Here is a 17,555-nt window from a genome sequence, read left to right on the forward strand (position 1 = left end):
ACATCCCCAAATTGCTCCCTCAATCCTTTGAGGAAGCTTCTGAAACGAAATATCAGGGGGGTCACTTTTGGACGCCGATTACCCCAATACAGGGGTCAAATTTGCATGCCGGTTCACAGATTCATGTTCTTGGTCATGTCTGCGCTTTCTGTCTCTGACGACGACCTTTTTTGGTGTTGCGCGGCTCCAGCATGACGTTGAGGCCGTGCGCCTTGGCGAGTTCCTTGATCTTGGTGATCGCTTCGCTTTTGCGGGCGTTCTCGCGCGCGGTGAGCAGGCTCGTGGCGCGGTCGATCAGTTCAGCAAGCTGCTGATCGCTGGCCTGACCGAGCGCATCGAGCGTGAATGCCGGAGGTTTTGTATGGGTGATGGTTTGCTCTTCCATGGTTTATGCTCCTTTGGTTTGGGGCTGTGCCCAGCCTTGCTGCTGGCTGATCAAATCGCGGGCGACATTCAGGGCTTTGGCGAGTGCCTGGCTGCCTCCGACATCGGGATGGGCGATGACGATGGCCGTTCGGTAAGCGATCGAGAGGTCTGCCTTGGTGAAACCTTCGAGTGGCAGGCCCAGCAGCTTGCAGGCTGACTCCCATCCATCGATTTGCGGCACACTTCGCTCTTCGCGTACGCGCTCCCGCGCATCGCTCTGCCATTGCGGTTGCGTTTCCCATGGCGTCAGACCGCGTGCGGCGTGGCCTGTGATCTCGCGTAAGGTCAGCGCTGCGAAGATGAAAGCCGCGCAAATCATATTCAGGGCAAAGCCGAATATCGTGAGCGCGAGCTGCGGGAGCACGTACCAGGCGAACATCAATCCGCCGATGACGGCGCCCGCAAATATGAGGCCGATGATATAGACGGCGATCACCCCGGCGATCAGAATGATGAAGAGGCCAACGATGATCTCCATTACAAATACCCCGCGTATTGTGCGATGGCTGCCGCGATGGCGGACAGATAGGCGGTGGTGGCGACCGGGTGCGGAGTCAGAAGGAAGACGAGCGCGTAGTACAGGCTGCCCTTGAGTTCCTTGGCTCCGCGACCGAATACAAACGGGCTCTTGCGTGTCTGATACGGATTGCGATGAAACGTCCCGCGCAGTTCCGGCCGTTCCCAATAGGGCGTCTTCTTCAGCACCGCAGGGCGGTTCTTGCCCATGAAGACAAGCTGCTCCTTGCTAGCCGCGTAGAGGATTTCATCGATATCCATCAGAGAGCGGCGCGCTTCGGATTCAGACAGCTTTCCCTCATGGTTCAGACTTTGGGTTTTGACCGTCAGCTGGCCGAGCAGCTTGGTGACGTGCTCTGCGGTCTGCAGATCACCCACGCCGATGAACTGCCGCAGGCCGCAATTGGCGAGAAAGGTCTGCCAACCGCGATCATACAGAGCCTCGACCTGACCGAGATTCTGGAAGATCGGCCACAGCACGACACGGTACTTGCGCAAGGTGGCAAGCCAGTTCGGGAAGCGTGAAACCTTACCGAGTGCGGCTGCTTCATCGATCAGGAACAGCACCTTCTCGCGGGCGAGCGGGGTGCGCTGCATCTCCTGGATGGCACAGCCGAGCGCAAGGCGCGGAATTGCAGCGTGGCTTTCATTAAACTCCAGCGGCAGGACGACGGCGATGATCGCGCCTTTCAGCTTCTTGCCGTCACGCGTGGTGCCCTTGAGGGCAGCAAAATCGATATCGCTGCGCTTCAGGTTTTCCTGCACGATAGGATCACCAAGCCAGGTAAGGTCTTGCTGGAGCGTGGACATGATGGCCGAGAACTCGGCAGATGCCTGCTCTTCGCGGCGATCCATAGCATTGGCGATCTTGCTGACGAGGTCCTTGCCGTCGGCCGTGTCCTGCATTTTCTCCAGCAGGTCATCCCAGGTTCCCTTATCCGCATAGGCCAGATCGAACAGAGCACCCAAATGCCTGTCTTCCTTTGCATAGTGGCGCGTCATGAACATGAGCGCTGCCTGCAGGAAGCTTTCGGCCGCATCCTTGAAGAACTTGCTACTGCCGCCCTCATTACCGCCGCGCGTGATCAGTTGCTCGGCGATCAGCTTGGCGCTGGCCGCAAATGTTCGCGAGGCGGGGTCAAGGATATCCAGGGGGTTGAAGCCGTGCATCGGCAGCACCCAAGGCTCTTCACCGTGCATTCCGAAGGGGTTGATGACGCTGACCTCAAAGCCTGCATCCCTCCATGCCTTGATCGCAACGGCGGCATTCTCGCCGCCCGGATCATTGATGAAAGCAAAGCGTGTGCGCAGCAGGTTGGGCAGGATGGTGCACGTACCCTTGCCGCTGCCAGACTCCCCGAAAGTGATGGCGTGGGTGTCCTGATAATAGACAGGCAGAAGACCCGTCCAATCGCCGACCAGAATGCCGCGGTCCTTGAATAGCCCTGCGCGCATCGCATCCCAGGGCTTGAGCCAGCGCGCGCTCCCAAAGGTCGTGCGCTCTTTTTCAAATCTCCAGCCGAACAGGCCAAGGCCAAGAATTCCGGCGGCGGTATAGGCAAGGAAGCTGCCAGCCATTTTGTCTACCCTTTCCATTGACGCGGGCTTTTGTGCTGGCTTCCTATTAAGGGCATGGGCGCGAAGAATGCGCGGACACAAGTTGGACACGGGTGATGGCCGAGAAGACGCCGATCTATTCTGATTTTCAGTACGAGAAGTTGCGGCTTCGGCTGCTGGCGTTCCAGCGCAAGCACAGCAAGACGCCACAAGGCATCGCCAACGATATCGTCAATCGCACTGGCTATGCGATGCCCGTTGATGGCGGACGCAAACGCGTGGAGCGCTTTCTGAGCAAAAGCCACCGTGTCGGTGATGACTTCCTGGCAGCTGTGGAAGCCTTTCTCGGTGACTTCCAACTGATCGACTATGTCGAAGCGGCGGCCGCCATCTCAAAGCTATCTCGCGGGCCACACGGAACACTGACCGAAGAGGACATTGCCCGCTTTGCAGGTGTCTATCACGCCAAGCTAACCGCGCTGGTGACTTTTGAAGGGCGTCCTCCCGAGGACGGGTCAGGCGAGAGGACATGGGACATTGCGACACTGAAAGGCCCCGCCCATCCCGTGTTCAGATTGTCAGCGATGCCCAACCATGCGGGGCTGTTCGTCTGGGCGGCGCATTCCGTTCGCAAGCCGGAGGACGGGGTGCAGCCGGAAGACCTGCAGGATGTTCCAAGCCGAGGCATTGCCTCGCGGTTCGGTAAGGACGGCTTGCTGATCATCATACGAGAGCCCTACGCCTCGCTTTGCTACAATGTGAAGCTGCATCCTGAGGAGCCGTCCGTGCTGTATGGCTTCGGGCAGTATTTCGGGGATGACGAACCGCCGTCCAATGCACCGCGTCCGTTCCTGCCCTTCGATCCGCAATTTGAAATCCGCATGGAGCGGATTTCCGTGAAGGAAGAAGCATAGGGGCGCGTCCCTATCGGGAACGGGCTCTAGGCAGCCACGCTGCCCCAAGCCCAGGGTCTTGGCCAATAGGTGACGATCCCTCGCGCCAGTGATAATTACTTCGCGGGCTTTGGGGGCTGGCGCCTTTTGTAGGTGAGTTCTTCGGTGCCATCCGCTGCTTGGATGATCTCCACGTCATCAGCAAGGAAGGCTTCCAAATATGGATTGTGCCCACAGGTGATCGCACCAGGCCATCTGCCGACGAACTCCGCTGGATAGGGATTTTCACGAGGCTTGTTGTAGCGCGCCATTTCCATCTGATCGCGCAGACTTTGCTGCGCGAGATACAGCAGCTCAATTTGCTTTTTCACGGCGTCCGGCGACGTCCGAGCACTAAGTACGGCAACGATGGGCTGCGCCACCGCCGCATGATCGCCGATCCAACTCCATCTTATGACCCATGCCTTCATCGGTGTATGATGCGCGAAGCTGCAGCGACCGTCATCAGCGGGATGCGATTAGACCGCTACTTGTCAACAAGGCTGCGCAAACGCGGTTCAATCTTGTCCTTGAGCAGCGCGATGAGTTCAGGATCACCGCGCTCATACTCGTCAGGGATGTGCAGCGTGATGATGCGGTTATCAGGCGGGCGCTGTTTATGCTTTCGTCTGATCCATTCGCGGTGGTGGTTCTCCATCGCAAAGATCATATCGGCGGATGCGACAAGCTCCTTCGTGAGCGGGCGCGGCGCGTCCGCATCCGTCCCGGCCGATATAGCTTCAATACCCGGATAGTCCCGAAAGACATCTTCTGCCGTGGGACTCCTTAGTTTGTTTGCGGTGCAGACGAACAGGATACGCATTGCGGCACTCTAGCAGGCTGGCGGGCGTGTGGGCAGCGTTCAATTGCCCTTGTCGGATTTGGCGCACGCATGGCCTTGGTTCCTGCGGTGTCTTGGCTGCCTACGATCGTATGCACCCTTGGCGGCGGAGAAGAATTCTCGGCCATGTCGTGCCGTCAGATCGCAAGGCGGTTTCGGACAAATCGTCATGGTCTGCCTAGGTCGCCTTTTGGCCGCTCGCATCGCCAGTCCGTGCAGGAAGCTGGCGCATGACGCGGGGCTTACGGCCGCAACTTGCTTTGTCGGCTCCCCCGTTCCTCCGCTTCGCTGCGTCTCGGTCCCCCCAACAATGCGTTGCAGCCGCCCCGACGCACACGCCGAACGCATCTGCATCGGCTGGCATGGAGCTGGCCCAATTCAACAAGGAGACTTGAAATGACGACTGAAAACGAAACCAACGATCAACCGAAGAGCACTGGCTCTCGTCCGAAATTCCGCGCCTGGCTGGTGCAGGACACCCCCGAAGGCGAGGCACACTGGACGGAACTGTCAGGCCTGTGGCCGACCAAATCCGGCAAGGGCTTCAAGGGCACGCTGGTCACACCGCTGGCTGCTACCGAAGGCCGCCTGGTGATCCTTCCCGCATCCTTCAAACCGGGTAAGGAGGCCGAGCAAAATGAAGCTTCTGCTTAAGGAACACACCGAGAAGCTTATCGAGCAGGGTCGCGCAACAAGCGCGGCCCAACTCGAAGGAGCTAACGAGCCCGACCATATGCCTGTCGTGAAGCTCTTCACCCCCGATGCGGGATGCACGTGGCTGATATCCGAGCTCGACCCCGATGACCCCGATCTTGCCTTCGGTCTCTGTGACCTGGGTGTCGGCTGTCCCGAACTTGGCAGCGTGCGCATCAGCGAGATCGAAAGCGTTCGCGGCGTCTTTGGACTTCCGGTCGAACGTGATCGGCACTTCACCGCAGATCGCAGCTTATCGGCCTATGCCGATCTTGCCCGAGAAAACGGGAGGATCATCGCATGACCTACGAGGTTCAGACACTCACACTCTGCGATGGCTGGGTGAACACCTGGTTCGTAGAATACGCAAAAGGTTGTCGTTACCCCGAAACCTTCGCGACACGAGCAGCGGCGCAAGCCGCTCTCGATGAGTTCTTCGCCGAGATCGCCGAAGAGATCGAGATCGGTCAGCGCTCACCCGACGATGGCTATGACGAGGACGATTTCCGCATAGTGCAGACAGGTGCGTCATGAGCCGCGAATACGAAACCTATCGTATCGACTGGCAAGGCATCGGCATCGAGGTGCGCTGGGCGGCAAAGTGGATGAACAGCGATGTTCATCCCGTTGCCCATCTCGAACTCGTCAGTGATGGTCGCGTACCGTTGCCGATGACCGAAACAGGATATCGTTCGCACTTTACGTCCCGCGAAGATGTCGAGAGCATGGGCGGCGCTGTCGCCTATGCCATCGCTTGGCTTGATCACGAAGCTCAGTCTGCGGAGTGGAAACACCATGTCCAAGCGAGCAAGCAGCTCAGCCTTTTCTGAACAGGTATAGCGAGCTTCGTAGCACCTAGTCTTCGAGGCTCGCTCCTTCGTTCCTGCGCATGATCGTGCGCGTCTGCCCGCGGCCGATTGAACAGAACTCGCGCCGATCTTCCCGATCCGTTTGCCTTCCAAATCGTTCCGCCCAATCCGCCCGCCGTCTGCCCCTAGCCGCATCCGGGCGAATGACGCAACGGTCTGCCCGCACCACCCTGTCTTCGCCTGCGGCTTCGACAGGCCGTGTTGACCGTTCCCCTACGGTGCGTCCTCGCCCTAAGGATGGCGGCCGCTTTCGGGGCATCGGCCGGAATGGTTCGGCCCGCTTACGAAAGGAACGAAAAATGGGAGATAGAGCTCTCGTACTATTCAAGAACCAAGACACCGTCTCACCGACTGTCTACCTGCACTGGAAAGGCAGCGATGTGCCGCTGTTCATCTTTCAACTCGGGAAACTGATGGCAGATCGCAAGAACGATGTTTCCTACGCTGCAGCACGGTTCATTGGCCTTGCCCATGAAACCATCCCCGGCAACCTCTCGCTCGGTGTGATGGAAACGCCAGTTGAGCTGCGTGAAGCAGTCTTGGGCAATGACGTTGAAGTCATCGCAGACTTCTCGCACGGCGATTTCGGCGTAGTCGTTGTCGATACTGCCACCTTCAGCTGGCGAGCCTATGGCCGTCATTTGACCCACTGAAATCTTGCCGACTGACGGCTGGCAACCGAAAGCCCCTGCGGGAAACCGTAGGGGCTTTTTTCATGTCAGGATTTGCCTGGCAGGCAAGGATCGGCGCGGGGTCCGTGCTGGTGCACGTCCATCCGCGCCGATCCGTTTGAGACCGCGAAGCAAGCTCACGATGACACCGAAAAAGAGCGTGTCCAACTCTTGTCCGGACATAAAATTCAGGGTAAAAACGAATGTAAATCAACGGGATCGCTTGCTGAGCGCGGGATGCGGAGCGAGCGTTAAGAATTCCCTAATCTTGATCCGTTATCATTAGCTGAATAGGTCGTTTTCAGAGCGATACAAGATGTGCGCGGTGCCACCGCGCCATCTTGGGAAGGGGGCTAAGAGCTGCCCCCGTTCCATCCCCCGCTCGTGTGGCGAGACGTAGAGAGACGAGTCGTCCCCCATGTCACACCACAGCAGCATTTCGTTGCTGCACCACGACCGAAGAGCCTTCGTGCCCTTTGGAAACCTGAGCAGGAGACTTCGCTCTCCTGCACCATCGACCGGAACTTGGGAGAAATGCCTCTCCCATCCGGACTGAACCCATGCACCAGGGGATTTCGCACCCTGGACGGCGACCAAAAGGGAGACTTCGGCTCTCCTCTTGGAACTCCATCGACCAACATTTCGGTGTTGGATCACGAGCAGGAAACGGTCCTGCACCCGGTGGCCTACGAGAGGTGAAACGGGAATACGCTATGGCTGGCAGCGGCAGTGAAAAAAGACAGCGCCAGAGCATCATCAAGGCGCGCGTTACGGAGCAGCAATTCGAGCTCTTTAAGGCGCAAGCCGAGGCTGCCGGTCTGTCTATGTCCGCCTTGATCCTTTACGCTCTCCTCGACCAAGCGCCGCTTCGCGCCTCCCGCACGCCGCCTCTGGATCGCGAAACAGCCGCCCGCATCCTTGCTGTTCTTGGGCCGATTGCGTGCTCGATGCGGCAAGCCTCGGACTCCGGCGATCTCGAAAAACTGGCCGAGACGATCATCGCCGCGCAGCGTGACATTGCTGAAATGCGCACTCTGATCATGTCTGCCTTCGGGAGGACGCCATGATCCTCAAAGGTAGCTGCCGGACGAACGGCTCCGATCTCGCGACCCATCTCATGAACGGCTACGACAACGAGCGCGCCGAGCTGGGCGAAGTGCGCGGCACCATTGCCGACGATCTGCACGGCGCGTTCGCCGAGATCGAGCTCATCGCATCGGGGACACGTGCACAAAAGCCGCTCTTCTCCCTGTCCATAAACCCCCATGAAGCGCTCACGCGCGAGCAGTATTTCGAGGCGATTGACGCCATCGAAAATAAGCTGGGGTTTGCAGGACAGCCGCGTGCCGTTGTCTTCCACGAGAAGGAAGGCCGCGAGCATTGCCATGTCGTCTGGTCGCGCATCGATCCAGAGTCGATGAAGGCGATCCCGGACTCGTTCTACAAGGCACGGCTCTGCGACATGGCAGTCGTTCTTGCCGAGAAATTCGGGCATGAATTGCCCGAAGGGCTCAAGCAGTGGCGGGACAAGAACCGTGAGCTTGGTGACAAGCTTGAGCCCAGCCTTGCCGAAACCGTCAACGCCAAGAAGACAGGCATTACGCCCGAGCAGCGGCGCGAAGAGATCACGTCATGCTACGCACAGGCTGATAGTGCCGCGGCCTTTGTGAACGCGCTCGAAGAGAAGGGCTATGTGCTCGCCAAAGGCGACAGCCGCGCCTTTGTCGTGGTGGATCGCTTCGGTGATGTCCACAGTCTTTCGCGCTACGTGAAGGGCGTCCGCGCGAAGGAAATCAACGCGCGACTGTCGGCGCTTGACGCCAATGGGCTGCCATCCGTTGACCAGGCCAAAGACCTCGCGAAAGCCCGCCTTGCTGCACAGGAAGAGCGTCTGCGTGAACAGCAGGACGTGCAGCATGATCATCAGCACGATGATCGTTCCCATGATCGGCGTGACCAGTATGACCAGCAGGATCACCATGGTGATCAGCATGACGATCATGATCGTCATCAGCGCAGCATCGATGAAAAGCGCGCAGCAATGGAGCAAGCGCAGCACGCCCGCCGCCTTGAGTTTGTGCAGGCCGAGCAGGAGTTGTTGACCCGCCATCAGGACGAAAAACTCTCCCTTGATGCTGCACAAATCGCTGAGAGCGGCGGCCTGCTATTCCGCATGAGAGCGCGGGTGGCAGAACTGATCGATACCCGTCCGGCGCTGCGCTCGGTGCTTGGTCACATCACCGAGAAAGTCGGGCTTGATCCGCGTGATCGGCATCGCATGGAACAGGAAGCTCTTGCCCGCCGTCATGGCCGTGAGCGCCTGGCGCTGGCAGGCAAGAAGCGTTCGATGGAAAAGATCGAACAGCGCGAGAATGCTTCGCTTGAGCGCGATCTCAAGCGCGAGGCGCTGCAAAGAATGCTGCGCCAAGAGCAGCTTCGTGCTGCAGAAAAAGCGCAAGGACTGGAGGTGCGGGAATCATCCGCCGAAGCCGAATTCCTGCGCACCGATCCGCGCCTTCTCGAAGAGGGTGCCTTCGGTCGTGAGTTCAATGAAGAAGCTTCTGCTTCTGCCGAAGATACCCAAGGTGAAGAAGGCGAAGGTGAAGATAACGGCGGGCGGAAGTCGCGCCGCAGCTGGAAGCAGCGCGGTCAGGACAAAGGCCACAAACACGGTCGCGGGCGTGGCAAAGGCTACGGCTATCGGCGCGGGGAGTAGGCGCTATTTTCCGGAGAACCAACTGCGCACGGTATGCCAGAGACCGGATGCAGGCGCCACTTCCGCCTCGGGCGCTGCGGCTTCGGGAGGATTGAAGTATCGCCCCTTTGCGCGCCGATCACTGTCACGGCCTGCGGAGATTGCCTCGTTGCTCATGTCGCCCGCCCATCTGATGTCATTGTGCTTGATCCAGTAATGCGAGCGGCAGGGAAAGCTCCAGTTCCCTATGGACGGAGCGAGCGATATCGAGACTCCATCATAACTCATCTTCCAGTCCGTTGGGCTCAAGGGCGTGACCACTTCCCGACCGCAGCCGCACGCGCATTTATGGATGGCGGTAGCATAATCCATGGCAAGGTAGAGGACGCCGTCTTCGAGGTTCTCGGGTATTGCTTCCACAAAACGGTGGGTAATCTTCTTAATCGTCATCAAACTTGTCCATGTTGCTTATCGTGTTGCCGTCTATCGTATAGTTGCTCGAATGCTCTCCTTCGTAATCAGCGTAGAAGGTCAGCAGCTTTTTCCACCTTACAACCGCGAACGCTGCATTCAGGGCGTTCAGGTCTGCCACCTGAATGTTGGTGGCGTAAGCATCATCAATCTGCGCATCGCCCATGCCAACCCGGCGGCGCAGGGGCTCCCTCTGTTCGGTTGTGCTGGTTGTCACACGTAGCACCCCAACCAGGCTGTCGTCGCCCATCTGTATGCCCATCCCGACATCAATGAAGGGGATGCCCCGAGCTTCAAGTCGTTCGACGACAGGCCGCTTTGCGGCGCCGGAATCCACGCACAAGAATACGAAATCCATGTCGTCGAGGAGATGCGCATTCGTATCTTCAAGGTAGACGGGGTGCGCCACCATGCCTTTGCGCATGGGTGCATATTGTGCTGCGAAGTATTCCACCTTCTTGAGACGCTCGCGGAGCGTTTCGAGGCTCGGTGCGCCGGGGCTACGAAATGCGTTGTGCTGCAGAAAGTCGTCGCCGTCGATCAGGTGCAACTCGCGGATCGGTGTCTTTGCAATCAGATCGAGCACATATGAACCTGTTCCACCCAGGCCGACGATTGCGACCTTATTCATAGCCAGCTTTTCCGAAAGTCCGCCGATGCCCGCCCTAGCTGACGCCGTGTCGGTGTAGTTGAAGACCGGGTCGGGTTCATCCGAGTTTGCCACGACAAAAGTGCGTGCGTCTGCAGCGGGGTCAATCGCGCGTGCGTGCGAGGCGATCATCTCTACGTACGTCGTCATCTTGTGCTGATAGTCTTGGTAGCCTTCCTTCGGCTTGGCCGAGAACATATGGTCAACGGCTATGCCGCCGCCGAGTGTCTGGCGCTTACTGGAGTGTTTGATGTGAGCGAGTGCCCGACCATCCTTGTCGCAGGGATGATCGCCTTCGAAATAGACTTTGTGGTCGGTGGGCCTGATCGTTTCATTGCCGTTCATCTGTAGAACGGAAACGAGATGACCCAGCTTCACTTCGCGCTGTGCGTTCACGTAAGGCACATTGGAAATGACGAGGTGGCCGGCAATGACGGCCACCTCGTACCCTTCGTTTTCGAGCGCCTTCAGGTCGGCGTTATGACTTATCAGTTGCCGTGACATTGAAGATCATGCCTTCTTTCAGCTTCACGGTTTCACCTTCGTCCAGCGTGCCTTCGGGCTTGTTGCCCTGACCGCGCCGGAACGTGATCGTGAAGCAGATGAATTCGCCCGTGGGCGGGTTATCGAAGGCGAGGGCAACCAGATCGCCCTCACCCATTTCTTTGGCCGTGACCGTCTTTTCGCGGCCGTTCACGATGATCGTGATCTCTTTTTCGGTCTTGTCGATGGTGTCCTTCGCCATGGCCTTTCCTTTCTGTTTCAGCCTTTGGGCGGGAACGGGTCGCCGCCGTGGCTATCACTGCTGGCAATCCGTCCGTCGCGGTTGTGGATACGCAGTTCGCTTTGCTGGTTGCGGCTGATTTCCCGGCCGCGGTCGATGGCGTTCTGCTTCGTGTCGTGGTGGCTGCTGGCGCGAGATGCGCCGCCGCGCTTCACATCCCAGCCGCCGCCCGGATTCGGTACGACGTGGTGGGTCTTCGGTCCCTTACTCATGGTTTTCAACCTCCTGTTCGTTAGGGGTGCAGGCAAAAAAAGTATGCCTACTCCGAACAGGATATAATGGTTGAAAGTCGGAAGTCAAGCACGTAAAGTATGTCTATTCCGAACAGCGAAAACGAAGGGAGGCGCTGCCGCATGACAAACAGCCTTGGAGAGAAGATTCGAAGTCTTAGAAAGGATCAAAAGCTCACTCTCGATAAACTCGCAGAGAATTCCGGCTCCAGCAAAAGCTACATATGGGAACTGGAAAACAAGAACCCGCCGCGTCCGTCGGCAGAAAAACTTGCCAAGATCGCCGAAGCCTTGGGTGTTACCATGGAGTACCTGCTGGATGAAAAGCAGGCGATCACCGAAGAAGACGCCGTTGATGCGCAGTTTTATCGTGAGTATCGGCACATGGACGCCGACACGAAGGAAAAGATCCGAGAAATGGTGAAGCTGTGGGGTAAGTCCTGATGACTACACGGAAGTCGCCGCAGCGCTGGGCAAACGATTTGACCATTATTTTGAATGCCCGAGGCGGCGACGACCGTTTTCCGGTCAATGTCGAGCAGCTTGCATATGACTACTCACGCCAGCGCTTTCCTGACGATCCAGTCAGCCTGGTTAAGGGCGCGTCACTGAAAGGCTTTGAGGGTGCTTTGATGAAAGCGCCTCCAGGCGAAAAGGGTTGGGGCATATTCTACAACTCGGACACGGCCTCAGCGGGGCGCATCAACTTCACGCTTGCCCACGAGTTCGGGCACTACCTCCTACATAGGCAAGAACATCCTGACGGCATCCAATGCAGCACTGACGATATGGAGCGATGGGACAGCGAATATCGCAAGATTGAAAAAGAGGCCAACGAGTTCGCTGCCAACTTGCTGATGCCTCTGGACGACTTCCGCAGGCAAATTGACCCTAGGCGCAAGCCCGATCTGGAGGCCCTTGGAGAATGTGCCGACAGATATGGCGTTTCTCTGATTGCTGCGATTCTGCGCTGGTTGCAGTACACGGGGCGCCGCGCCGTTCTGGTGAAATCCATCGACGGGTTCATACATTGGGCGTGGTCGAGTGATTCTGCATGGCGGTCAGGACTTTACTTCAAGACATCCGGCCGTCCGCCCCTTGAGATTCCATCAAGCTCTGTCCCTGCCACAGGCGAGGGACTCGTAAGGCAGAAGGCGACGGTAGAACACGATGCGCGCGTTTGGTTTAAGGAGCCTTGTATTGAGCACGCACTCGTATCTGAAGTTCATGATTTCGCTCTATCACTTCTATTGTTCGGTGATGCGCCGTCGCGCTTCGAGCTCGCAGAAGAAATCGAGGAAGATAGCTACGACCGTATGCTTAGCCGCACGCCTGGCTCCTCTTGGCTAGGCTAGCCCAAACCTGGGCAAGATCAGCTACTATAGATCACTCTGGCAGTATGATATAATAAAGTAGATCACCTCTTGAAGGTTAGAGTGGAGTGTGATATATTTAAGTATATCAAGTTGTTTCCTTGATATGTTTGGATAGATCATGACGAGCTATGAAAGTGAAAAACTGGCGGCAACACTCAAGGCCGCACGCGAGAAGAAGGGGCTTAGTCAGCGCGCACTAAGCTCTCGTGCAGGCGTGCCGCAGTCGCACATCTCAAAAATCGAGAGCGGAGCGGTCAACCTGACCGTCTCAAGTCTTACGGCTATCGCCAATGCCCTTGATCTGGAGCTTGCTCTAGTGCCACGCAAGGCAGCACCTGCTGTTCGGACGATCACGCGTAGCGTTAATGATGTGCCGAAGGCAACTCCCGAGACGCGCAAAGAGATAGCTAGGCTCGCAAAGCAGGTCGATCACCTGCGGTCACTCGAAATCGACACGCCAGCCGTCGAGACTTTGCAACGTCACTTTCGAGAGCTTCGTCAGTTCGAAAACCTAATCCGGAATACCGACGCACTGCGCAGCATACGAGAGACGCTCAAAGCTGTAGATGATGCAGGCGGGGTCTCCGCGCTGCGCGAAGCAACAAATCAGATGAGCAGTTTCAGAAACGCGCTCGCTCATGGCTTGACCGAAGAGAACCGCACGCGCTTACCGCGTCCGGCCTACCGGCTTGATGGGGGCGATGATGAGTAACGTCTCCGTCCTGAACGTGAATCTATATGGCGAGCCCATAGGCACTCTGACCAATGTCGGCGGTGACCGGACGCTTTTTGCCTTTACCGACGCATATATCGAGAACGCCAAGAGGCCGACCCTCGGGCTCTCTTTTAAGGATGAGTTCGGTACACTTCAGACCGAGTTTCGTCCATACCAGAAGCGGGTGATGCCATTCTTCTCGAACCTTCTCCCCGAAGGCCATCTCCGAAAGTACCTGGCTGAACAAGCGGGTGTGAACCATGAGCGGGAATTCTATCTGCTCTGGGCGCTGGGACGTGATCTGCCTGGCGCGATCACAATCACGCCCGCCGATGACGAGCCGTGGCCGCCGGAAGTGGCCGATGGCGCCGATGATAATCGTGACGATCATCGCGAAAACGCTTTGCGGTTTTCCCTGGCGGGTGTTCAACTCAAATTTTCTGCCGTGATGGAAGCAAGTGGCGGGTTAACCATCCCCGCCTCTGGCGTTGGCGGCTCTTGGATCGTGAAGCTGCCTTCGCGTGAATTCGCAGGAGTGCCTGAGAACGAATTCTCAATGATGAGACTGGCAAGCCTTGTCGGCATGAACGTACCTGCCATTGATCTGATAGGTATCGATGCGATCAAGAACCTGCCCGAAGGGATCGATAAGATCGGCAAGAATGCCTTTGTCATTGAGCGCTTTGATCGTCTGTCCGATGGATCGCGCGTGCACATCGAGGATTTTGCACAGGTCTACGGGCTGTATCCCGATGAAAAATACGGCAACGGCAGCTTTCGGAATATCGCGCAGGTGATTGCCGCTGAAGGAAATGATGCCGACATTATTGAATATGTCAGACGCCTGACCTTCAATATGCTGATCGGTAATGCCGATATGCACATGAAGAACTGGTCGTTGATCTATCCTGACAGGCGGTATGTCTCGCTGGCCCCTGCCTATGATTTTGTGGCGACTGTGCCCTATCTTCCGGGCGATGCAACGAACATGAAGATCAGCCGCGCTAAGGTCTTCTCGGCATTTTCAACCGACGAGCTAACCCATCTGGCGGTGAAAGCCGCGATCCCGAAGAAGATGGCGTTGGATGCTGCCAAAGAGACCGTTCAAAGTTTTCAGGAGCATTGGGCGAAGGAAGCATCGCACCTGCCGATGTCTGACGACGTGAGGTCAGCTGTAGCAGCCCACATGAAGACCGTGCCCATTCTCGATGAGCTGTCTTGAGGTAAGTGGTTCCTGACTTACCAACAAAGCAGGGCGGGATCGGTGCCTGCATCTAGGTCGCCGCCGCACCCCCTTCACCGAGTGAGGGGTGACGGACGGCTCCGGCGAAGCAGGGTGAGCGGGAATGTATCAACCAAGAGCCTGTAGCCTAAGCCAATCTTAGAAAGACCTTCCTGCAAGGCTAGCTGCACGGTAAAGCCATTGGGTAGAAACAGCGTATGAGGCACTCGTAGTGGCAAGTCTAGACCTAACCAAACTCGACATCGACGAACTCAAGCAGCTCCGCGCCGATGTCGATGGAGCAATTAAGGACTTCGAAGCGCGGCGAAAGCGAGAGGCTGTCGCTGCAGCAGAGGCAATCGCCAGGGAAATGGGTTTTTCACTTAAGGAACTCGTAGGGGAAGCACCTAAGGCCAAGAGGCGCAAAGGAACCGCCCAACCACCAAAGTATGAGCACCCCGAGACCCCAGAAACCACTTGGACTGGACGGGGGAGAACGCCAGCTTGGATCAAAGAAGGTCTAGCCGCCGGAATGTCGTTGGATGACTTCCTCATTGCCCGTCGATAGACCGTGTGCGTTGACAGTTTCCTTAAAGGTTAACCAGTCCGCAATAGACCAATATCTATTAGATCAACTACAGCCTGCTCGATAAGTCTCGCCGCTTCTTGAATGTCAGTGATGGTTGTGCCTTTGCCTAAACTAAACCTTACGCACGAGGCAGCGCGTTCGCCATCGAGCCCTATTGCACGAAGTACGTGCGAGGGCTCAGGAATACCGCTGGTACAGGCTGACCCAGATGAAGCAGCGAGGGAAGGCTGCAGACTAGCGAGAAGGTCGGCTGCGGAGATACCCTGAAGACCGATGTTGAGGTTGCCCGGGTGTTTGCGCTTTGTATCCAAAGGTCCGTTGACCCAAACGCCACAGGGAAGTGTGTTCAGCTGTTCGAGGAATTTGTTGTTAAGCTCTGCAAGTTCGCTGCGCACACGGCTTCCTTCTTCAGATGAAGATATTCTCGCCGCTGCACCAAAACCGACACAGAGCGCCGTTGGAAGCGTGCCGGAACGGAGGCCATTCTGCTGACCTCCGCCAATAATGATTGGCTGTATTCTATGGTGGAGCTCGCGACGAGCGAAAAGAGCGCCGATTCCTGCGGGACCGTACATCTTATGGCTTGAAAGGCTGATCAAATCAGCATGAACAGCAAGCTGTGACACATCCATTGCGCAAGGGGCTTGCGCTGCATCGCAGTGGAGAAGAGAGCCTGCAGCTGCGGCTAATTTAGAAATTTCTTCGATATCTTGAATTGTACCAATTTCATTATTGGCCGCCATTACTGATACTAGAAAAACTTCATCAGAAATTGCACCCGCAAGAGCATCGAGATCAACGTGGCCGTGAGCATCAACCGGAATAACTTCAACGTCAAATTCTAGATCTGATGACAACCTACGCCCAATCTCAAGGACGCATTTGTGCTCGATGGCACTTAGAAGGATACGCCGTCGATTTTTTGGCGCCTTTCCATGAGCAAGGCCGAGAAGGGCAAGATTGTTTGCCTCTGTTGCGCCTGAGGTGAAGACTATCTCGTCAGGGTCGCAACCAATGAGAGAAGAAATATCTGATGCGGCTTGCTCGACCGCCTGAGAGGCTCGCCAACCAATGGCGTGTTCAGTAGAATGCGGATTCCCAAAGCCTCCTTCGAGATATGGCAGCATCTCTTTCAAGACCCTCGAATCAAGCGGAGTGGTCGCTTGATGATCCAAGTAGATTGTTTCTTGAATTTTCATAAATATTCCAACAACTTCTATCGACATACCCTTGCAAACCTGCGCTCCGCAAGGGTTGCAGCGTTTCTGGAGGATATCTCCAGGAACAAGTTTGACCCTACCACATATTGTGGGTTACTGTCGAGCTGGATCAACCTTCCAGGACGAGACGCTATGCCACGGGGACCTATCTACAATGACGACTACAAACCGCAATTTTCGGGCCATGAGACCTTCCCGCTGCGCTACGGGTGGCTGAAAAAGGCGTACGATGCGGTCTACGAGCGTGAGGATGGTCCGGACGGCAAGCTCGCCTTCACCCGCGATGACTCGATAGCTCGATTCGGTGTGGGGAAGAACATGGTGTCTTCGATGCGCCATTGGGCGACTGCATCCGGGATCATAGAGGATGGACAAGGACCCAACGCACTCGCTACGACAAACCTCGGCCGACGCCTGTTTGGAAAGAGTGGGCTTGATCGCTACGTGGAGAATCCCGCAACTCTTTGGTTGATCCATTGGAATTTGGCAGGGCGCCCCGAGAAAACGACTTGGTATTGGAGCTTTAACAATTTTCCCGGGGTTACTTTTGAGCGTGAGCAGCTTGTTCGCGCATTGGAAAAGGTCGCCAAAGATCGCGAGTGGCCACGCGTCTCGTCCACAACAATACGTCGCGACGTCGAATGTTATCTTCGAACCTACGTGGCTAGGTCGGCTTCTGGCGCTTCATCCCCTGAGGATTCTATGGAGTCGCCTTTGGCAGAGCTGGGTCTGATTAAGGCGATCGGTCGACGTGACGGTTTCAGATTTGTTCGGGGGCCGAAGTCTTCCCTTGGAAACGGCGTGTTTCTTTACGCTCTGATCGAATTCTGGGCGGGTTATACAACGGCACAAACCTTGTCGTTTGAAGCTGTCGCACATGAGCCGGGGTCGCCTGGTCGAGTTTTCCTTCTTGACGAGAACGACGTAGCTGATCGTCTTCTTGCACTCGAAGATTTCACAAAAGGCTCGTTTAGGTGGTCAGAAACGGCTGGCCTCAAGCAAGTTATTCGTGATGTTGCGTTGGATATGGATGCTGCGCTTGTCTACGCGATGTGTGATTTCAAAAAGAAAAATATTGAGGGTAGAGAGGCGGCCTAGC

The 17,555-nt window shown here is 56.7% G+C and carries 24 protein-coding genes; 14 read left to right on the forward strand and 10 right to left on the reverse strand.

Annotated features, from left to right (window positions below; genetic code table 11):
* Positions 1 to 133: 133 nt before the first annotated feature.
* Genes QO034_RS20565 through QO034_RS20575 form a run of 3 tightly spaced genes read right to left on the reverse strand, consistent with a single transcriptional unit; the run spans position 134 to position 2,520 of the window.
* Positions 134 to 385: a hypothetical protein gene (locus tag QO034_RS20565; protein WP_284487404.1), complete on the reverse strand. Its 252-nt coding sequence runs from the start codon at positions 383 to 385 to the stop codon at positions 134 to 136.
* A gap of 3 nt (positions 386 to 388) precedes the next feature.
* On the reverse strand, positions 389 to 904 hold the full coding sequence (locus tag QO034_RS20570; RefSeq protein WP_284487405.1) for a hypothetical protein: 516 nt from the start codon (positions 902 to 904) through the stop codon (positions 389 to 391).
* The gene (locus tag QO034_RS20575; RefSeq protein ID WP_284487406.1) at positions 904 to 2,520 is read right to left on the reverse strand and encodes a type IV secretory system conjugative DNA transfer family protein; all 1,617 of its coding nucleotides are present in this window, start codon (positions 2,518 to 2,520) and stop codon (positions 904 to 906) included. Before QO034_RS20575 ends, QO034_RS20570 begins: the two co-directional genes overlap by 1 nt.
* 95 nt (positions 2,521 to 2,615) lie before the next feature.
* Here QO034_RS20575 and QO034_RS20580 point away from each other — a divergent pair, with 95 nt between their 5' ends.
* On the forward strand, positions 2,616 to 3,413 hold the full coding sequence (locus QO034_RS20580; RefSeq protein ID WP_284487407.1) for a hypothetical protein: 798 nt from the start codon (positions 2,616 to 2,618) through the stop codon (positions 3,411 to 3,413).
* A 95-nt stretch (positions 3,414 to 3,508) separates the two neighbouring features.
* On the opposite strand, the gene QO034_RS20585 is transcribed toward QO034_RS20580, so the two are convergent.
* Both QO034_RS20585 and QO034_RS20590 read right to left on the reverse strand, forming a co-directional pair.
* Positions 3,509 to 3,862 (reverse strand): hypothetical protein, encoded by a 354-nt coding sequence (locus QO034_RS20585; RefSeq protein WP_284487408.1) that lies wholly within the window; start codon positions 3,860 to 3,862, stop codon positions 3,509 to 3,511.
* Positions 3,863 to 3,918: 56 nt separating this feature from the next.
* Positions 3,919 to 4,254 (reverse strand): low molecular weight protein tyrosine phosphatase family protein, encoded by a 336-nt coding sequence (locus QO034_RS20590; RefSeq protein WP_284487409.1) that lies wholly within the window; start codon positions 4,252 to 4,254, stop codon positions 3,919 to 3,921.
* A 414-nt stretch (positions 4,255 to 4,668) separates the two neighbouring features.
* Between QO034_RS20590 and QO034_RS20595 the strand changes: the two genes are divergently transcribed.
* The 7 genes from QO034_RS20595 (at position 4,669) to QO034_RS20625 (ending at position 9,221) form a co-directional block, all read left to right on the forward strand.
* On the forward strand, positions 4,669 to 4,926 hold the full coding sequence (locus QO034_RS20595) for a hypothetical protein (protein WP_284487410.1): 258 nt from the start codon (positions 4,669 to 4,671) through the stop codon (positions 4,924 to 4,926).
* Positions 4,910 to 5,269, forward strand: coding sequence for a DUF2958 domain-containing protein (locus QO034_RS20600; RefSeq protein ID WP_284487411.1), 360 nt, complete (start codon positions 4,910 to 4,912; stop codon positions 5,267 to 5,269). Before QO034_RS20595 ends, QO034_RS20600 begins: the two co-directional genes overlap by 17 nt.
* On the forward strand, positions 5,266 to 5,499 hold the full coding sequence (locus QO034_RS20605) for a hypothetical protein (protein ID WP_284487412.1): 234 nt from the start codon (positions 5,266 to 5,268) through the stop codon (positions 5,497 to 5,499). Before QO034_RS20600 ends, QO034_RS20605 begins: the two co-directional genes overlap by 4 nt.
* Entirely contained in the window at positions 5,496 to 5,795 is a 300-nt protein-coding gene (locus QO034_RS20610; protein ID WP_284487413.1) for a hypothetical protein, read from the forward strand. The genes QO034_RS20605 and QO034_RS20610 overlap by 4 nt, the downstream gene beginning before the upstream one ends.
* A gap of 338 nt (positions 5,796 to 6,133) precedes the next feature.
* Positions 6,134 to 6,487 (forward strand): hypothetical protein, encoded by a 354-nt coding sequence (locus QO034_RS20615; RefSeq protein WP_284487414.1) that lies wholly within the window; start codon positions 6,134 to 6,136, stop codon positions 6,485 to 6,487.
* A gap of 731 nt (positions 6,488 to 7,218) precedes the next feature.
* Positions 7,219 to 7,572, forward strand: a complete 354-nt coding sequence (locus tag QO034_RS20620) for a plasmid mobilization protein (RefSeq protein WP_284487415.1) — start codon at positions 7,219 to 7,221, stop codon at positions 7,570 to 7,572.
* On the forward strand, positions 7,569 to 9,221 hold the full coding sequence (locus QO034_RS20625) for a relaxase/mobilization nuclease domain-containing protein (protein WP_284487416.1): 1,653 nt from the start codon (positions 7,569 to 7,571) through the stop codon (positions 9,219 to 9,221). Before QO034_RS20620 ends, QO034_RS20625 begins: the two co-directional genes overlap by 4 nt.
* A 3-nt stretch (positions 9,222 to 9,224) precedes the next feature.
* Here the strand turns inward: QO034_RS20625 and QO034_RS20630 are convergent, their stop codons facing one another.
* Genes QO034_RS20630 through QO034_RS20645 form a run of 4 tightly spaced genes read right to left on the reverse strand, consistent with a single transcriptional unit; the run spans position 9,225 to position 11,316 of the window.
* Positions 9,225 to 9,650, reverse strand: a complete 426-nt coding sequence (locus QO034_RS20630; protein ID WP_284487417.1) for a DUF6527 family protein — start codon at positions 9,648 to 9,650, stop codon at positions 9,225 to 9,227.
* Positions 9,640 to 10,824, reverse strand: a complete 1,185-nt coding sequence (locus tag QO034_RS20635; protein WP_284487418.1) for a ThiF family adenylyltransferase — start codon at positions 10,822 to 10,824, stop codon at positions 9,640 to 9,642. The genes QO034_RS20630 and QO034_RS20635 overlap by 11 nt, the downstream gene beginning before the upstream one ends.
* Positions 10,799 to 11,065, reverse strand: coding sequence for a multiubiquitin domain-containing protein (locus QO034_RS20640; RefSeq protein WP_284487419.1), 267 nt, complete (start codon positions 11,063 to 11,065; stop codon positions 10,799 to 10,801). The genes QO034_RS20635 and QO034_RS20640 overlap by 26 nt, the downstream gene beginning before the upstream one ends.
* Before the next feature lie 17 nt (positions 11,066 to 11,082).
* Positions 11,083 to 11,316, reverse strand: coding sequence for a DUF2188 domain-containing protein (locus tag QO034_RS20645; protein WP_284487420.1), 234 nt, complete (start codon positions 11,314 to 11,316; stop codon positions 11,083 to 11,085).
* A 141-nt stretch (positions 11,317 to 11,457) separates the two neighbouring features.
* On the opposite strand from QO034_RS20645, the gene QO034_RS20650 reads away from it, so the two are divergent.
* From QO034_RS20650 to QO034_RS23405, 5 genes are all read left to right on the forward strand, one after another.
* Entirely contained in the window at positions 11,458 to 11,778 is a 321-nt protein-coding gene (locus QO034_RS20650) for a helix-turn-helix domain-containing protein (protein WP_284487421.1), read from the forward strand.
* Positions 11,778 to 12,689: an ImmA/IrrE family metallo-endopeptidase gene (locus QO034_RS20655; RefSeq protein ID WP_284487422.1), complete on the forward strand. Its 912-nt coding sequence runs from the start codon at positions 11,778 to 11,780 to the stop codon at positions 12,687 to 12,689. Before QO034_RS20650 ends, QO034_RS20655 begins: the two co-directional genes overlap by 1 nt.
* Positions 12,690 to 12,828: 139 nt before the next feature.
* Positions 12,829 to 13,422, forward strand: a complete 594-nt coding sequence (locus QO034_RS20660) for a helix-turn-helix domain-containing protein (RefSeq protein WP_284487423.1) — start codon at positions 12,829 to 12,831, stop codon at positions 13,420 to 13,422.
* Positions 13,415 to 14,647, forward strand: a complete 1,233-nt coding sequence (locus tag QO034_RS20665; RefSeq protein WP_284487424.1) for a type II toxin-antitoxin system HipA family toxin — start codon at positions 13,415 to 13,417, stop codon at positions 14,645 to 14,647. The genes QO034_RS20660 and QO034_RS20665 overlap by 8 nt, the downstream gene beginning before the upstream one ends.
* Before the next feature lie 370 nt (positions 14,648 to 15,017).
* Positions 15,018 to 15,215 (forward strand): H-NS histone family protein, encoded by a 198-nt coding sequence (locus QO034_RS23405; RefSeq protein ID WP_407696794.1) that lies wholly within the window; start codon positions 15,018 to 15,020, stop codon positions 15,213 to 15,215.
* Positions 15,216 to 15,244: 29 nt separating this feature from the next.
* Here QO034_RS23405 and QO034_RS20675 read toward each other — a convergent pair whose 3' ends face one another.
* On the reverse strand, positions 15,245 to 16,462 hold the full coding sequence (locus tag QO034_RS20675; RefSeq protein WP_284487426.1) for a cysteine desulfurase family protein: 1,218 nt from the start codon (positions 16,460 to 16,462) through the stop codon (positions 15,245 to 15,247).
* Here QO034_RS20675 and QO034_RS20680 point away from each other — a divergent pair.
* Positions 16,403 to 17,554, forward strand: coding sequence for a DUF4007 family protein (locus QO034_RS20680; RefSeq protein ID WP_284487427.1), 1,152 nt, complete (start codon positions 16,403 to 16,405; stop codon positions 17,552 to 17,554). The two genes, QO034_RS20675 and QO034_RS20680, sit on opposite strands and share 60 nt — an antisense overlap.
* Position 17,555: the final 1 nt, after the last annotated feature.

Origin of the sequence: Sedimentitalea xiamensis, from assembly GCF_030164465.1 — a bacterium.
Taxonomy (GTDB): domain Bacteria; phylum Pseudomonadota; class Alphaproteobacteria; order Rhodobacterales; family Rhodobacteraceae; genus Sedimentitalea; species Sedimentitalea xiamensis.

Coding starts and splice junctions, on each gene's coding strand:
- QO034_RS20615 (WP_284487414.1), top strand. CDS start 6,134: ATGGGAGATAGAGCTCTCGTACTATTCAAGAACCAAGACACCGTCTCA.
- QO034_RS20575 (WP_284487406.1), bottom strand. CDS start 2,520: ATGGCTGGCAGCTTCCTTGCCTATACCGCCGCCGGAATTCTTGGCCTT.
- QO034_RS20660 (WP_284487423.1), top strand. CDS start 12,829: ATGACGAGCTATGAAAGTGAAAAACTGGCGGCAACACTCAAGGCCGCA.
- QO034_RS20655 (WP_284487422.1), top strand. CDS start 11,778: ATGACTACACGGAAGTCGCCGCAGCGCTGGGCAAACGATTTGACCATT.
- QO034_RS20645 (WP_284487420.1), bottom strand. CDS start 11,316: ATGAGTAAGGGACCGAAGACCCACCACGTCGTACCGAATCCGGGCGGC.
- QO034_RS20600 (WP_284487411.1), top strand. CDS start 4,910: ATGAAGCTTCTGCTTAAGGAACACACCGAGAAGCTTATCGAGCAGGGT.
- QO034_RS20675 (WP_284487426.1), bottom strand. CDS start 16,462: ATGTCGATAGAAGTTGTTGGAATATTTATGAAAATTCAAGAAACAATC.
- QO034_RS20625 (WP_284487416.1), top strand. CDS start 7,569: ATGATCCTCAAAGGTAGCTGCCGGACGAACGGCTCCGATCTCGCGACC.
- QO034_RS20635 (WP_284487418.1), bottom strand. CDS start 10,824: ATGTCACGGCAACTGATAAGTCATAACGCCGACCTGAAGGCGCTCGAA.
- QO034_RS20610 (WP_284487413.1), top strand. CDS start 5,496: ATGAGCCGCGAATACGAAACCTATCGTATCGACTGGCAAGGCATCGGC.
- QO034_RS20595 (WP_284487410.1), top strand. CDS start 4,669: ATGACGACTGAAAACGAAACCAACGATCAACCGAAGAGCACTGGCTCT.
- QO034_RS20680 (WP_284487427.1), top strand. CDS start 16,403: ATGATCCAAGTAGATTGTTTCTTGAATTTTCATAAATATTCCAACAAC.
- QO034_RS20585 (WP_284487408.1), bottom strand. CDS start 3,862: ATGAAGGCATGGGTCATAAGATGGAGTTGGATCGGCGATCATGCGGCG.
- QO034_RS20565 (WP_284487404.1), bottom strand. CDS start 385: ATGGAAGAGCAAACCATCACCCATACAAAACCTCCGGCATTCACGCTC.
- QO034_RS20630 (WP_284487417.1), bottom strand. CDS start 9,650: ATGACGATTAAGAAGATTACCCACCGTTTTGTGGAAGCAATACCCGAG.
- QO034_RS20570 (WP_284487405.1), bottom strand. CDS start 904: ATGGAGATCATCGTTGGCCTCTTCATCATTCTGATCGCCGGGGTGATC.
- QO034_RS20580 (WP_284487407.1), top strand. CDS start 2,616: ATGGCCGAGAAGACGCCGATCTATTCTGATTTTCAGTACGAGAAGTTG.
- QO034_RS20650 (WP_284487421.1), top strand. CDS start 11,458: ATGACAAACAGCCTTGGAGAGAAGATTCGAAGTCTTAGAAAGGATCAA.
- QO034_RS20605 (WP_284487412.1), top strand. CDS start 5,266: ATGACCTACGAGGTTCAGACACTCACACTCTGCGATGGCTGGGTGAAC.
- QO034_RS20665 (WP_284487424.1), top strand. CDS start 13,415: ATGAGTAACGTCTCCGTCCTGAACGTGAATCTATATGGCGAGCCCATA.
- QO034_RS20640 (WP_284487419.1), bottom strand. CDS start 11,065: ATGGCGAAGGACACCATCGACAAGACCGAAAAAGAGATCACGATCATC.
- QO034_RS20620 (WP_284487415.1), top strand. CDS start 7,219: ATGGCTGGCAGCGGCAGTGAAAAAAGACAGCGCCAGAGCATCATCAAG.
- QO034_RS23405 (WP_407696794.1), top strand. CDS start 15,018: ATGGGTTTTTCACTTAAGGAACTCGTAGGGGAAGCACCTAAGGCCAAG.
- QO034_RS20590 (WP_284487409.1), bottom strand. CDS start 4,254: ATGCGTATCCTGTTCGTCTGCACCGCAAACAAACTAAGGAGTCCCACG.